This is a genomic window from Campylobacter concisus (assembly GCF_002165815.1).
Classification (GTDB): domain Bacteria; phylum Campylobacterota; class Campylobacteria; order Campylobacterales; family Campylobacteraceae; genus Campylobacter_A; species Campylobacter_A concisus_BH.
The window spans coordinates 84778-99511 of the sequence record NZ_NDYN01000002.1; the positions used below are offsets into that span (position 1 = coordinate 84778).

At 40.6% G+C, this 14734-nt stretch carries 12 protein-coding genes; all 12 read right to left on the reverse strand.

Annotated elements, in window-relative coordinates; genetic code table 11:
- Positions 1-11: 11 nt before the first annotated feature.
- On the reverse strand, positions 12-2174 hold the full coding sequence (locus B9N65_RS03395) for an LPS-assembly protein LptD (protein WP_087582806.1): 2163 nt from the start codon (positions 2172-2174) through the stop codon (positions 12-14).
- A complete protein-coding gene (locus B9N65_RS03400; protein WP_087582848.1) occupies positions 2167-2616 on the reverse strand; it encodes an RDD family protein in 450 nt (149 codons plus the stop codon). The genes B9N65_RS03395 and B9N65_RS03400 overlap by 8 nt, the downstream gene beginning before the upstream one ends.
- Positions 2613-3857, reverse strand: coding sequence for a phosphoribosylamine--glycine ligase (purD, locus tag B9N65_RS03405; protein WP_087582807.1), 1245 nt, complete (start codon positions 3855-3857; stop codon positions 2613-2615). Before purD ends, B9N65_RS03400 begins: the two co-directional genes overlap by 4 nt.
- Before the next feature lie 232 nt (positions 3858-4089).
- Complete coding sequence (locus B9N65_RS03410) at positions 4090-4728, reverse strand: uroporphyrinogen-III synthase (protein WP_087582808.1); 639 nt, start codon at positions 4726-4728, stop codon at positions 4090-4092.
- Positions 4721-5881: a multidrug effflux MFS transporter gene (locus tag B9N65_RS03415; protein ID WP_087582809.1), complete on the reverse strand. Its 1161-nt coding sequence runs from the start codon at positions 5879-5881 to the stop codon at positions 4721-4723. The genes B9N65_RS03410 and B9N65_RS03415 overlap by 8 nt, the downstream gene beginning before the upstream one ends.
- A gap of 118 nt (positions 5882-5999) precedes the next feature.
- The gene (locus B9N65_RS03420; RefSeq protein WP_087582810.1) at positions 6000-6644 is read right to left on the reverse strand and encodes a cupin domain-containing protein; all 645 of its coding nucleotides are present in this window, start codon (positions 6642-6644) and stop codon (positions 6000-6002) included.
- A 74-nt stretch (positions 6645-6718) separates the two neighbouring features.
- Positions 6719-8584 carry a bifunctional tRNA (5-methylaminomethyl-2-thiouridine)(34)-methyltransferase MnmD/FAD-dependent 5-carboxymethylaminomethyl-2-thiouridine(34) oxidoreductase MnmC gene (gene mnmC / locus B9N65_RS03425; protein ID WP_087582811.1) on the reverse strand — a complete coding sequence of 622 codons (1866 nt, stop codon included), beginning with the start codon at positions 8582-8584 and terminating at the stop codon, positions 6719-6721.
- Positions 8581-10026 carry an N-acetylmuramoyl-L-alanine amidase family protein gene (locus B9N65_RS03430; RefSeq protein WP_087582812.1) on the reverse strand — a complete coding sequence of 482 codons (1446 nt, stop codon included), beginning with the start codon at positions 10024-10026 and terminating at the stop codon, positions 8581-8583. Before B9N65_RS03430 ends, mnmC begins: the two co-directional genes overlap by 4 nt.
- The gene (locus tag B9N65_RS03435) at positions 10023-11114 is read right to left on the reverse strand and encodes a nitronate monooxygenase (RefSeq protein WP_087582813.1); all 1092 of its coding nucleotides are present in this window, start codon (positions 11112-11114) and stop codon (positions 10023-10025) included. The genes B9N65_RS03430 and B9N65_RS03435 overlap by 4 nt, the downstream gene beginning before the upstream one ends.
- On the reverse strand, positions 11115-12323 hold the full coding sequence (tyrS, locus tag B9N65_RS03440; RefSeq protein WP_087582814.1) for a tyrosine--tRNA ligase: 1209 nt from the start codon (positions 12321-12323) through the stop codon (positions 11115-11117).
- A 9-nt stretch (positions 12324-12332) separates the two neighbouring features.
- Positions 12333-14522 carry a RelA/SpoT family protein gene (locus B9N65_RS03445; protein ID WP_087582815.1) on the reverse strand — a complete coding sequence of 730 codons (2190 nt, stop codon included), beginning with the start codon at positions 14520-14522 and terminating at the stop codon, positions 12333-12335.
- Positions 14509-14724 carry a DNA-directed RNA polymerase subunit omega gene (locus B9N65_RS03450; RefSeq protein WP_004317259.1) on the reverse strand — a complete coding sequence of 72 codons (216 nt, stop codon included), beginning with the start codon at positions 14722-14724 and terminating at the stop codon, positions 14509-14511. Before B9N65_RS03450 ends, B9N65_RS03445 begins: the two co-directional genes overlap by 14 nt.
- Positions 14725-14734 lie beyond the last annotated feature (10 nt).

A 14734-nucleotide genomic window follows, 5' to 3' on the forward strand; every position in this document is an offset into this window, starting at 1 on the left:
ATCTAGCCATCTTATTTGCTACTTGATGAAGTGGTGCTGCTTTGTGAAAAGTCATAGTGCAAGCCACCCATCGGATAGAAATTTATAGTAAAGTAGATGCCGCTTTTCTTAGTTGAGGCTGAGCCATTTGTCGTTGTTGTCGGCTCGACATCGTGTTGATAAATTAGCCCGTAGTTCCAGCACTTTCTTTGATGTAGCACGCCAACTCTCCAGCTCTTTGTGTAGCTTCTCTCAAGATCGTATTGCCAGCCGCCAATTAGGCTATATTGATGCGGGAGCTTCACACCAGCACTACTTGTAAAGTAGCTATCTTTTGTTGCGCTATTTTTAGCAAGGCTGTCGCTCTTTTTCATCGTGTGGAGCATATTTATCCAAAATAGATCGTGCGTATAGTAAAGTCCGTTTTGCACCTTTTTAAGCTCTCTATCTTTGTGCGAGTATTCAAGCTTGTTATAAAGGCTAAAATTCTCAAACGGATATAGGTAGATGGCATTTTTTAAATTTGAATACTCATCATCTTTTGTGTAGTAACCTTGTGAGATGCTGTGTTTGACAACCTTTCTGCCGCTGCCGTTAAAGAAATACTGCGTCAAATAGCCAGAAACTTCCTCTTTGCTCTGATCTTGAGCTAAGAAATTTTCATACTCATTTAGATCTTTATCGTAGATAAACTCGTCGTCTAAATTTCCTTTTCTATAGCCCGGCAGCAAGTACTCAGCACCAAAATTTAAAGTGTGATAAAAGCTCTCATACGCCTTTGCAAGGTCTGTGTGAAGGGTAAATTTATGGTAGTTATTTACAAAATTTGCGTGTTTATCTTCTCTTTTGTCATCAAATGAATTTATCTTGTTTTCGTAGTTTATCCTTGAAGCGTAAAGATACTCGTAAAATGAAAATGTTAAGCTATCATCAAATAGTGGCACATGCACTGAAGCTGGGAGCGTAAATTCATACTGCGTCGCCTTTACGCCTATCTTTCTATCATATCTGTGTGATTGAAGGTCGATTGAATATAAGATATTTGGCAAGACTATGTCATCTGTAAATTTATGATACTGAAGCGATGGAAGCTCTTGAAGCGTATCTTTGTTTTCGTTCTTTGAGCCGATCTTTTCGGTGTCTATGTAGTATTTCGCATAGGCACCAAAGTAGTGATCGTCATTTGCGATAAAGTAGTTAAATTTAGAGGTCACAAGTGAGTCATAGTCATCGTCTCTGCCCTTTAAATTTAGATAGTCTATGTCATTTAACTTGGTTGCATCTATCCACATACCCTCTTGCAGATCAGCCTCACTAAGGTATTTTATTAGCTTATCTCTTTCGTATTTTAGACCGACACCTTTGTGAGTTTTGTTTTTTAGCTCAGCTCTGTTTGAAGTCTCGCTTTTTTGCTTGGCTCGGTAGCTATTTTTATCAGTAAATGAACCAAAGCTGATCTCACCTCTTGAATCAGGCGAATCAGTAAATCTAAAAGCACCGTAAATTCCAGCGCCTCTGTTTGTTCTTATCTGCGGGTCAAACTCTAAATCCCACTCATTATAAGGTGCAAAATAGACTGGTTGTTTGTAGTAAAAGCCCTCTGACTTGCCATATCCAAGCTCTGGTGGCAAAAGTCCTGTCCTTCTTGTAGTATCAGTTGAGAAGCCAAAGTATGGCAGGTAAAAGACTGGCACGTTTGCTATGCGAAAGACTGGGTTAAAAAGATGCAGAAATTTACTCTGTTTGTTTAGCATGGCTGAGCTTGAGGTGATGCTCCAGTCAGGATCTTGGACGTTGCAGCTTGAAACCATCGCCTTTCTTACTCTGTAGTACTCGCTATCAGAGCTACTCTCATCGCTTCTCATCCACACTTCCATGTCTTTGTTCATCATAAAGAGCGACTCAAAGGCAGCGTTGTTATTTTTTAAATTTAGCTTAGCGTAGTTTGAGCGAGAGACCTCATCTTTACCCTTCATCATATTGACATTACCAAAGAGCTCAATGACTGAGTTGTTTTGATCATAAACAGCACAATCAGCCGTCACAAGATACTCTTGCGAATATACAACGACGTTTTTGTTTGCCGTTACGATGCCCTTATCTTGCTTCACATCATCAGCTAATAGCTGCACATCTTGCACTGCTGCACTTAAACTAAAAACACAAACCGGAATCAAAAATAAAATTTTACGCATTTATCACCACTGTTTTTGCTATTTTGTCTTGCCACGTCTGCCTTGCAGGGTTTGAAAGCGCCCAAGCAAAGCCAAGATAAAAACAAGCTTCACTAACTATCCTAAATATCGCCCTAACAAGACTTTTAGTTAAATTTGGCTTATCTAAAATTTCTACATTTATACACATCGTCTTTGTTATCATCTGCCCGGGGCTTGCACCATAATACCAAACAAAAAATGTGTGGTAGATGACTTTTAGTAGGTTGATCTGCCAAAATAAATTTAACACTAAATTTCTAGCATCATCAAAGTTAGTGCTAGTAGAAAGTGACTCCCAATAGATGATCATAAAAAGAAATACAACTATGATCTCATCGATAGAAAACGCCATGATCCTCTTAGCAAAAGGAGCAAGTGAAATTTCTTCGTTTTGAAGCTTCTCTTCTATCTGCATACTCATTTTAGAGCCTGCCAAGCGATATCTTTTCTAAAGTGCGCTCCGTCAAATTTGACATTTTCGCAAAGCTCATAGGCCTTATCACGTGCCTCTTTTATACTCTTTGCAGTCGCCACGCAGACTAGTACTCTACCGCCATCTGCGTAAATTTCATCACCCTCTTTGCTTACACCTGCGTAAGCTATATGGGCGTCTTTTACATCATTTAAAACTGAAATTTTAGCCTTTGGGCTGCTTTTATAAGGATAGTTTTTGCTAGACATCACCACGCCAACTGCAAATTCATCTTTTAAGCTGATAGGCTTTAGCTCGCCTTTTGCAGCATTTAGTAAAATTTCACTCAAATTTCCATCTATCAAAGGCATCAATACCTCGCACTCAGGATCGCCAAATCTCACGTTAAACTCAAGCACATAAGGCTCATTTTTCACGATCATTAGCCCCACAAAAAGCACTCCACAAAACGGACTGCCCTCGTTTTTCATCCCTTTTAACGTAGGTTTTACCACCTCTTCTTCGACCCTTTTTATAAGCTCTTTTGAAGCAAGCGGACTTGGAGCATAAGCGCCCATGCCGCCAGTATTTGGACCCTCGTCGTTATTAAGCAAGCGTTTGTGGTCTTGTGCCACTGGCAAGCTTACAAAATTTTCGCCGTCACAAATGGCAAAAAAGCTTAACTCAAAGCCGTCCAAAAACTCTTCAACCACCACAAATTTACCAGCATCACCAAAGCTAGCTCCACTTAGCATGTCGCTAACTGCTTCTTTGGCTTCTTCTTTGGAATTTGCGATGATCACGCCTTTCCCAGCGCAAAGTCCATCAGCCTTTACAACCATCGGAGCGCTTAGGGTATCGATAAATTTAAATGCTTTTTCTTTGTCGTCTGTGTTTAAATATTTTGCAGTTTTTATATTATTTCTAGCTAAAAAGTCCTTCATGTAGGCCTTGCTAGCCTCAAGTCTAGCAGCTGCTTTGCTTGGTCCAAAGATGAGCAAACCCTCTTTTTTAAATATATCCACTACGCCTTCGCTAAGAGGTGCTTCAGGTCCCACGATAGTTAGCTCGATACTATTTTTTTTGGCAAAATTTGCTAACTCATGAAAGTCTTTTATGTTTAAATTCTCACCAAGGCGTGAGGTCGCACCATTTCCGGGCGCAAAGTATAAATTTATATTTTTTTCGCTTTTTAGTTTTAGAGCAATGGCGTATTCGCGGCCGCCACTTCCTATTATGAGAATGTTCATATTATCTCCGTAAATTTAAAAACCCAAGTGGGCGTCGCATAGAAGAGTGGCCCATAAACAAAGCCAATCTTGCAAATAGATGGATACCAAAAGGTTGCAACTTCTCGCTGTTTAAGGCTCAAACGAAGCCACATCGCAAGGCACCCATACCTTTTCGCTAACAAAAAAGTGTTGGACCCCGTAAAATGCTGACTCGCTTCACTCAGGCAATAAAATTATATAAATTCTTTGCTTAAAGTAACGTTTTGGCAAGTGCGATACAAGCGTTTATATCTTGACTTTGACTAACAAGTGGCGTGCTAAATTTTAGCTCTTTTGCAGTAATCTTTCCGATGCTTATCGTCTGGTAGCTCTCGTCCCAGCCAAAATTACTAAGAAAATTTCTCACATTTATCGGAGATGCGAATATTAAAATGCTATCTTTTGGTGGTTTTAGCTCCATTTTGCAAGGGTTTAAGACATTTTCATAAGCGATGATCGCCTTTATATTTACGCCGCCATCTTGCAAAATTTCTAAGAAATTTGAAGCGCTATCTTTGCCCTTTAGATAAAGCACCTTTTTGCCTTTTAAAAGTGGCAAAATTTCTCTTGCAAAGTCATCTCCGTGTGCATTTTGCCCAGTGTAAATTTCACTAAAGCCAAACTCTCTTGCAGCCGCTGCGCAACTATTTGCGATAGCAAAAACTGGTAAATTTACACATGAAATGCCATTAAATTTTAAAGCTTTAAAGGCATTTTTTGAGGTTGCTACAAGCGCGTCATATTCGCTTAAATTTATCTCAAATTTCAAAAACTCTATCTTACTAACGCTTAAATTTATAACGCTCTCATCAGCCGTTTTTGTGTTTGAGACAAGATAAATTTTACGCAACTCTTTTTAGCCCTAAAAATGAGATAAAGGCAAGCACGCTGCAAGCTAAAATAGCTATTGACGTCGAGTAAAAAATGTCACCAAGCCCAACTAATGGAGAAATGACGCCGCCTAAGAAAAATGGGCAAAATCCAAGCACTGCTGAGGCCGAGCCAGCATACTCTCTGCCCTCATTCATCGCAAGTGATGAGGCCGTTGGTAAGATAAAGCCAGTAAAGAGCAAAAGCAAGAAAAATGCGATGATAACGCCGATCACTTCAAATTTAAAGCAAAGCATGAGTGCAACAAAAATACTAGCAAACAAGGTGCCAAAAAGCCCAGTTTTTAGCGCTTTGCGTTCATTTATTAGACTTGCAAGCCTAGCACCTATGACGATGGCTAGACCATTTGCCCCAAAGCAAAAGCCATAGCTTAATGGACTTAGCGAGTAAAAATCCTGAAATATAAAAGAAGATGCCGCGATATAGGCAAACATCGCAGCCATCGTAAATGTCTGAATCGCAATAAAGAGCATAAATTTCTTTTTTCTTAAAATTTTGCCAAAGACGCCGTAAGTCTGAAGCAAAGGCACTTTTAGGCGATCTCTCTGGTTTAGACTCTCTTTGAAGTAAAAATTTGCGATAAATAGCACAATGCCAATGATAGTTAGTGCCATAAAGATGCCGCGCCAGTCGGTAAATTTAAGCAGCAAGCTGCCACCTATGGGCGAAAGTATCGGAGCAAGGCCATTTACAACCATCATAAGGCTAAAGAATTTTGTCATCTCGTGACCCTTGTAAAGGTCGCTCACGACTGCTCTTGAGATGACGAGACTGCCCGCACTTGCAAGGCCTTGGATGATGCGCATGAAGATAAAAAACTGGATGTTTTGCGCAAAAAATATAAAAATCGTGCTTACCGTATAGACGATGAGCGAGATGGTAAGTGGCATTTTTCGGCCAAATTTATCGCTGATTGGGCCAATTATTAGCTGGCCGATCGCAAGGCCTGCCATCGAAGTAGTTATCGTTAGCTGCGTGGCAGAGATACTTGTGCTAAACCACTCAGTTATGGCTGGAAGTGCTGGCAAGTAAAGGTCTGTGACAAATGGCCCAAAGGCTGAGAGCACGCCTAAAAATATCAGTAAAAATAGTTTGGAATTTTCTTTTCTCATCGCTCTTCTTTTTTAAAAACGATTATATTATGGCTTTGCTTTTTTGATTATTAAAGGTAAATTTAAAGTTAAATTTGTAGTTTTTGATATGAGAAAAAGCCCTAAAATATGGCTTATTTTACATTTTGTCTTTTGTGACGATTAGAAGCATTTTGAATTTGTCTTTCACTTTTAGGCCGTGTGGGATCTTACCTGGAAGCACGATACTATCGCCCTTTACAAGATGAAAGCTCTCGTCAGCTATCTTTAAATCAAGCTCGCCATCAAGCGCGATAAGTAGCGCATCGCCTGGTGCTGCGTGGGTCGAGAGCTCTTGGTCTTTGTCAAAACTAAGTAGCGACATCGAGCCATTTTCGTTTTTGACAAGCGTCTTGCTAACTATCTTGCCACTCTCGTAGCTAACGGCATCTGCGAGGCTAAAAACGCTCGCCTTTTCTAAATGATCTATCATAACATTCTCCTTAAAATCTATTAGTAAATATTTTGTTTTCTTTGTAAATTTGAGCTTTCGCCAAGTTTTTGCCTCGATAAGGCAGGCTTCGTCGCGTCCAAGCCTCATCTGCTTTTCGCCGTATTCAAGCTGCGCTTCGCCGTCAATGACGAAGGCAAGGCTGTCTATAAAAAGCATCTCGTGATCAAGCTCCTCGCCCTCGTCAAATGCGTATATATCTACACTTGCGTTTTTGTTTTGAAAGAGCCTTTTACTAACAACGCTTTTTTCAACTATCTTTGTGTCTTTATCGAGATTATAAATTTGACTCATTTTTTATCCTTTTTTTGCGAGGGATTATAATGCAAGTTTTGATAACAGTTCTTAACATATGTTAAGGAATTTGACTATTTTAGTCCTTTTTTTAACTTTCTTATCAAAAATCTAGCAGGATGAAGCTCAAAAAATAGCGATCTTTCTATGCAAAGTGGGCGGGCAAGCACAAGATCCATTATCAAATTTGCTCCAAGTATCGCCGTACCAAGTCCCCTTGAGCCGTGAGCGAAATTTACAAAGACATTTTTTTCGTAGCTTGCTCTTGGATTATTATCTTTATTTTTACTCCAAAATAGCCCCTTGTAGTTTTGCTTGTAAAACTCTTCATCGTGCAAGGCGCCGATTATCGGAAACCTATCTCCGCTATAACTTCTATAACCCACACGTGAGCCGATAATGGTTGCTTCTCTAGTGTCAAAAAACTCGCTCAAGTCGCTTAAATTTTTAGCATTATCCTCAGCTTTAGGCGTATCGCAAATTTCATTTCTAGCGTAGGTTGCGCCGATGACTTGCACACCTTTGACGGCTGGGCAGATGTAGCCTTTTGCGCTTAGTGGCATTGTATTTTTTAAAACTGACTTTAGGTGCGTGACTTGACCTCTGACACTGCTTATTTGCATGTCATAGTCTTTAAAAATTTCACTGCTCTTGCTGCCTACGCAAAAGATCAAGATATCTGTTTCTATGCTTTTGTTGTTTTTAAATTTGACTTTGATCTTGCCATTTTGTAGGTGCGCCCTGCTCTCGTACTCGTGGTTAAATAAAATTTCAAATTTGGTTGATAGAAATTTACAAATTTCTTTTGGCCTAGCATAAGCCGCCTCTTTTATAAATATCCCAGGATATGGCTTTAAGCTCTCGTCAAATTTAAAGATTTCCTCTGCGTTTTGACCCCGCCATGAAGCGTATCTTTTAACGAGCTCATCATCAAACGCATAGTCGATGCAGCCATTAAATTTGATAAGGCTTTTTGGCAAATTTGCCTTGTAAAATCTCACTGCTTGCAAAAACGCATTTATGTGCATGCGGCCTAAATTTACCCCAGGCTTCGTAACTAATGGCATCAAGGCGCCGCAGTGATTACCCGAGCCATTTGTCGCGACCTCGCTCTTTGCCTCGGCGATCACCACTTTAAAGCCGTTTTTAGCTAGCTCGCCAGCTGTTGCAAGTCCAGCCACACCTGCTCCTATAACAAGCGCTGTTTTGCCCTTTGGACTGCCAACAGGCTCGCACCTCGCAAACCAAGCGTCCTTTAAATTTTCATCCTTTTTCTCTAGCACGGCGCTACTCATCTGGCGTTTTCTAGCGTAGCCCTCTTTTAGGCTCAGCAAAAAGCCAGCATTTTTTAGCCCAACTTTCACCATTTTTGCGCACGAGTAAGTTCTAACTATGGTGCCAACCCTGCTTAGCCTTGCGATCTCTTTGAAGACATCCTCGCTCCAGATCGAGCCATTTTTACTTGGGGCAAAGCCGTCTAAAAACCAGATATCAGCACTAAAATCAAGCTCAGGCAAAATTTGCTCTGCCTCGCCGTAGCAAAGATCAAAGGTGATATTTGGTGCGAAATTTATGCGGTGTATGCCAAAAATTAGCGGTGGATAGAGCGAAACTAGCTTTTTGACATAAGCTTTAAAAATGCCTAAATTTTCATAAATTTTTAAAAGATCATCTTTTTTGATAGGACTTTTTTCGATGCTAACGAAGTGAAGTTTTTTGGGGCTATTTTTAAATTTCTTACAAAGTGTGAAGAAATTTAGCCCAGCGCCAAAGCCAGTCTCGGCGACTATAAAGCTATCTTTGCTCTGCCAAATTTCATCAAGTGCGCTCGCAAAGACAAATTCGCTCTCAAGCCAGGGTTTTTCGGTATTAAAATAGATATCGCCAAACTCTTCGTTAAATGGAATTTGCCCTTTAAAGCTTAAATTTGCATTTTTCATCTATTTTTTGCAAAATATCCATCTATGCCGTTTGCGATGCCGTTTGCAAGGGCTTTTTGATAGGCCTCGTTAAATAGTTTTTCGCCCTCGACTGGATGTGTGATGTAGCCGATTTCTACAAGAACCGCTGGCATAAGAGCGCCCACGAGTACCCAAAATGGCGCCTCTCTCACGCTGCCGTCGCTGGCTGCATAAACCTTTCTAGCGCTTGCTAAAATGTCCTTTTGGATGTCGATACCAAGCTTGTTTGAAGCGATGATCTTCTCGCGGTTTAGCACGTTTAGAAACGTTTGCTGCGAAAAGTAGTTCATCTCTTCGATGTCTGATTTATTTTCAAGCGCGGCTGCGTTTTTGCTGCGCTCGCTTCTTGCAGGCGATAAGAAAAATGTCTCGATGCCGTGCATGCTCTTTGCTTTGGCAGCGTTTGGAGCGGCGTTTGCGTGGATGGAGACGAAAAGATCAGCCATCTTGTCGTTTGCAAATTTAGTTCTTGATCTTAAATTTATAAAAACGTCAGTTGATCTAGTGAAATATACCTTGTAGCCGCGAGCTTTTAGTATCTCGCCAAGCTTTTTGGCTACACCCAAAACGGCTGTTTTTTCTTGCAGTTTGCCATCTACCGCGCCTGGGTCTGTGCCACCATGACCTGGGTCGATGACGATCGTTTTGTTGCGTGAAAATTTACCCGCCGCAACTGGAGGCAAAGGCTCTTCTACTGGCTCGCTTTGTGCTGGCTCAGACTTTAAATTTGGCTCTACCTCGCTTTGTGCTGGCTTTTCATTTTTATTTTTAAGCTTATGAAGTGGCGCTCTTACATTTTCATTTGAGATGAAATTTTGAGCGCTTATTATTAGCAAGTCCCCAGTTGCATTTGCTTTTATCGTCTTTTGCACCTTGTCAGAAAAGATGATCCTGACGGTGTTTTTATCATACTGCGAGATGTGGATGTAGTCTGAGATGAAATTTTTATATGTTAGTGGGTTGCCATTTAGCCTGCCATCGATGTCCATGATGTTTTTATAGGCATTTTGCTGTTTGGCAAACGATGTTTTTAGCCTTGCGGTATCTAGCTTTGTATTAAATTTAAGCACCAAGGTATCATTTACCTTTGTGGCACTTAGTAGCGTTAAAGCTGGCAAAACTGCTGGCGTGCTAGCACCTTTTACGCCATTTATCGCATTTAGGTCTCTTATATATGCGCTTGAGTCAAAGCCAAGCGCCTTTGAGCTTGTTATGAGCCTAGTGAGTGCCTGCTTTTTCGTGTTTTTGTCGTTTTTAATGATCGCATCAACGTAGATATTTTTTATATCATTATGAAGCTTGATCTTAGCGCTTCTATTTAGAGCCATAAAATTTCTATCAAATTTGGCAAAAGTCTCTGAATTTGTCGCCGCAAAAAGAAAGCTAAATGCTAGAAAAAGAGATATTAAAACCCGTTTCATTCACCATGTACCAGCTTATGCATTAGCTCTTTTACGCTTATTAGCTCTTTTAGTTTATAGCCATTTGCTCCCGTGAAAAATAGCCCGCTCTCCTTTTTGCCGCTATATGCGTCAAATAGCCTATCAGCGATGCAATATCCCACCTGCTTTGCCTCTTTGCCTCTTTGGCAAGGGCTTACGCAGTTGCTTATGCACTGGATCTTTGGACCCATTCTTTTATCGACTAAATTTATCAAATTTGTTCTTATCCCGCGAGCTGGGTAGCCAACTGGGCTCTTTATAAGCTCGATGTCTTTCTCTTCAGCTGCTAGCAAGACCTCTTTAAAGCCAATATCAGCGTCGCACTCGTGTGTGCCGATGAAGCGTGTGCCCATCTGAACGCCATTTGCTCCAAGCGATATCGCCTTTTCGATGTCGTTTTTATCCCAAATTCCACCAGCTGCGATGAGAGGGAAGTCGCCCCACTCTTTGATCTCAGCTTTTACTTGTGGGATAAGGTTAAATAGTGAAAACTCAGGATCAAGGCACTGCTCATATGTAAAGCCCTGATGGCCGCCACTTAGCGGTCCTTCAAGTACGACAGCATCTGGCAAGCGCTCATATCTTTGAAGCCAGCGCTTACAGATGATCTTTAGTGCTTTTGCGCTTGAGACGATTGGCACAAGTGCTATCTCTTTAAAATTTTGTGTAAATTCAGGTAAATTTGTAGGTAGCCCTGCACCAGAGACTATGATATTTATACCAGCCTTGCAAGCGTCTTCAACCACCCTTGCATAGTCATTTGCAGCATACATTATATTTACGCCAAGTGGCAAGTCACCACAAATTTTACGTGCATTTTCTATGACTGCTCGAAGGCCTCTTGTAGAGTAGAAATTTTCGCTTCCAAAAGGCTTTGCATTTAGCTCTTTATCTATAAATTTGCGGTTTTCATAGTAGCCTGTGCCAACTGAACTAATTATGCCAAGACCGCCTTCTAAGCTTACATTGCCAGCTAGTTTATCCCAGCTGATGCCAAGCCCCATACCGCCTTGAAATATCGGATACTTTATCTCATATTTACCTATTTTTAACGGCTTTAACTCCATTTATTCAACCTTTATCTTTGCAAATTTACGCTTTCCAACCTGCAAGATATACTCGCCTGCTCCTAATTTTAACTGCTCATCACTAATTTTTTCTTGATTGATGCTAACTGCGTTTGCTTTTATATCTCGCCTTGCTTGAGAATTTGACTCACTTAGCCCACACTGAGATAAGGCTTCAACTATCCAAATTGGCGCTTTTAAGCTAAATTCTTTAATATCTGTTGGGAGCTGATTTTGCGCGTGGACGCTATTAAATTCAGCCATAGCAGCCATAGCAGCCTCCTCGCCGTGATACCTCGCTGTTATCTCATAAGCAAGATCCTCTTTCGCCTTTTTTGGATGATATTTGCCATTATTTACGTCATTCATCAGCTCTTCTATCTCGCCAAGAGTTTTTGTGCTTAGTAGCTCGTACCAGCGCCACATAAGCTCGTCACTTATGCTAAGCGTTTTTGCAAACATATCATTTGCATTTTCAGTTACGCCTATGTAGTTGCCAAGGCTCTTACTCATCTTATTTACGCCATCAAGCCCCTCAAGAAGCGGCATCATGATGACAGCTTGCTCTTTGCCGATATTATATGTTCGCTGTAAGGTTCTACCCATTAGAAGGTTAAATTTCTGATCTGTGCCGCCCATCTCGATGTCGCACTTCATCGCCACGCTATCATAGCCTTGAAGAAGCGGATACATAAACTCAGAGATTGATATAGGATTGCCCGCCTTTATCCTCTTTTCAAAGTCATCTCGCTCTAGCATTCTAGCTACTGAAAATGTGCTCGTAAGCTCGATCATCCCAGCAGCACCAAGCTCATTTGACCATTTTGAGTTAAACATTATCACCGTTTTTTTTGGATCTAAAATTTTAAAAACTTGCTCTTCGTAAGTTTTGGCATTTTTTAAAACAGTCTCTTGATCTAGTTTTTTTCTAGTGGCTGACTTGCCTGTTGGATCGCCTATTTGAGCGGTAAAATCGCCTATCAAAAACTGCACTATCGCGCCATGTTTTTGAAGCAAAGCCATCTTGTTCAAAACGACTGTGTGACCTAGGTGAAGGTCTGGAGCTGTTGGGTCAAAACCTGCTTTTACGTAGAAATTTTCGCCTTTTTCATAATAATTTTTAACTAAATTTTCAACTCTCTCAGCATCGATCATCTCGGCAACGCCGCGGTTTATCTCTTGTAAAATATCGTCTATATCTTGAACCATTTTTCTCTCCTAATTATGATATGGGTCACTTTGCGAAACAAAATCAATAATCTTATATCTATCTTTGATCTTCTCTTTGATCTCGTTTGCATCGATGTTTTCTGCTATTTCGACGCTTATTTCAAACGTATCTCCGCTAAGATCATTTGCTTCGTTTAGCGAGATTGTAGCTAAATTTATATCAAGTCTAGCAAGATATGTTAAAAATTCAGCCAACGCACCTTTTCTGTTTTCTAAATTTAATAAAATTTTATACCTATGTGGGGCATTTCTCGTCCATTTGACAAAGATGATCTCATCACCTTTATCCATTAGCTTGCCAGCGCGCTCGCAAAGCTTGTGATGCACTGTCACAGTGTGACCATTTTTAAAGCCAACTATGCTATCGCCCCTTTTTGGATTGCAACAATAATCAAACTCGACATTTGAAATTTTGTGATTTGAGTAGATCACTATGTTTTCAAATTTTTGCTTTTTGATCTGGTATTTGTCGCCCAAAGAGATCATAAATGGGCGCTCTTTTCTGATGTATTTTTTAAGCATATTTGCCACTTCTTGCAGATACTCGCTATCAGTTGCTGCACGAAAGACCTTTTTGCCTAAATTTTCGCTCTCTATCCACTCTAAAATTCTATCTTTTGAGACGTTAAATACTGATTTTAAGATATCTATCGCCATTTTGTAGTTTATATCTCTTATCTTTTGCTTGCAAAATGACCTCATCGTCGCCTTTGCCTTGCCTGTTCGCACGCTATTTATCCACGAACAGCGAAATTTAGCCTCTTCGCCAGTTACTATCCTAACGATGTCGCCATTTTTTAGCTCTGTTAGAAGCGGCATCCTAACGCGGTTTATATAAGCTTCTTTTGCGTAAAGTCCGATCTCTGAGTGAATCTCATAAGCGTAATCAAGCGCCGTAGCACCACGTGGTAAAGTAAAGACCTCGCCCTTTGGAGAATAAACTGCGATATCTTCGATATAAAGGCTATCTTTTGCGTATTCATATAGCTCTTCGACATTGCTCTCGTTCTCGCTATTTTGCATGCTGATGTCATTTAGCCAGTCAAGCTTTGGATTTAAGAGGCTGCCCTCGCCATTTTTATATTTCCAGTGAGCGGCAACGCCGTATTCGGCGGTTTTATGCATGTCATAAGTGCGAACTTGCGCCTCAAAGATGCTTTTGTTATCAAAAATAGTTGTGTGTATAGTTTGATAGCCATTTTGCTTTGGAAGCGCGATATAGTCTTTAAATCTTGAGATGAGAGGGTTAAAATTTATATGCAAATTTCCAAGCGCAAGGTAGCAATCAAGTGGCTTTTGCACGATGATCCTAATAGCAAGCAAGTCAAGCACCTCTTCGATAGAAATGCCCTTTCTTTGCATCTTTAGATAGATCGAGTAGTAGTGTTTTATACGTTTTTGTATCTCAAAAGTGCCCTCGATAAAGCCATTTTCAAGCAAAATTTGGCTTACCTTTTCGTGAAAAGCATTTAGTTTTAAGCTAAGCTGCTGCTTGTTTTTGTTTAGATAACTATCGATCTTTGCGTATTCTTCTGGCATCGCATACTTAAAGCTTAGATCTTCAAGCATGTTTTTGATCGATGAAATTCCCAGTCTATGAGCGATCGGAGCATAAACCATAAGCGTCTCTTCAGCTATGCGTTTTTGCTTTTCAGGCCTTAGCGCTTCAAGCGTTAGCATGTTGTGAAGTCTGTCGCAAAGCTTTACGACAAGGACTCTCACGTCTTCTATGGAGATTAAGAGCATCTTTCTAAAAGTTAGCGCCGAGCTTGCCAGTTTTTCGTTGCTATCTGAGCTTGCAAGCTTATTTTCTCTAATGGCAACTATCTTTGTAAGCCCTTCAACTAGCTTTGCCACCTCATCACCAAATTCAGCCTGAAGCTCACCTAACGTTACGTCGGTATCTTCGACCACGTCATGAAGGAGTGCAGCTATAACCATGCTCTCATCGCCGCCCATGTTTGCTACGATAGAGGCTACTAAGATGGGGTGGATGGCGTATGGTTCGCCACTTTTGCGGTATTGTCCAGCGTGAGATGTGACGCAGCTGTCGATAGCTTTGTCTAAAATTTCACTTCTTTCACAAAGAGAAAAGAGCAGTTTTATCGCTTCTGAAACGTTTTTACAAGCTAAAATTTGCTCTATCAGCTGCTCTAAAAAAAGACTATTTTCCTTCAACTATTGCCTCTAAGCCTATTTTGCCCTCAGCCACTTCAAGTAGTGCGATGTCTGCAAATTTCATCTTTGAAGTATCAGCATCAACTAAAGCTATGGCGCCATTTGCTAGCGCTTCTGCGCGCTTTGCAACGATAAGTGAAAGCTTATATCTGTCATCTCCTACTTGTTTTAGCGCTCTTGCTGTGATTTGTTCTGTTCTCATTTTTATCCTT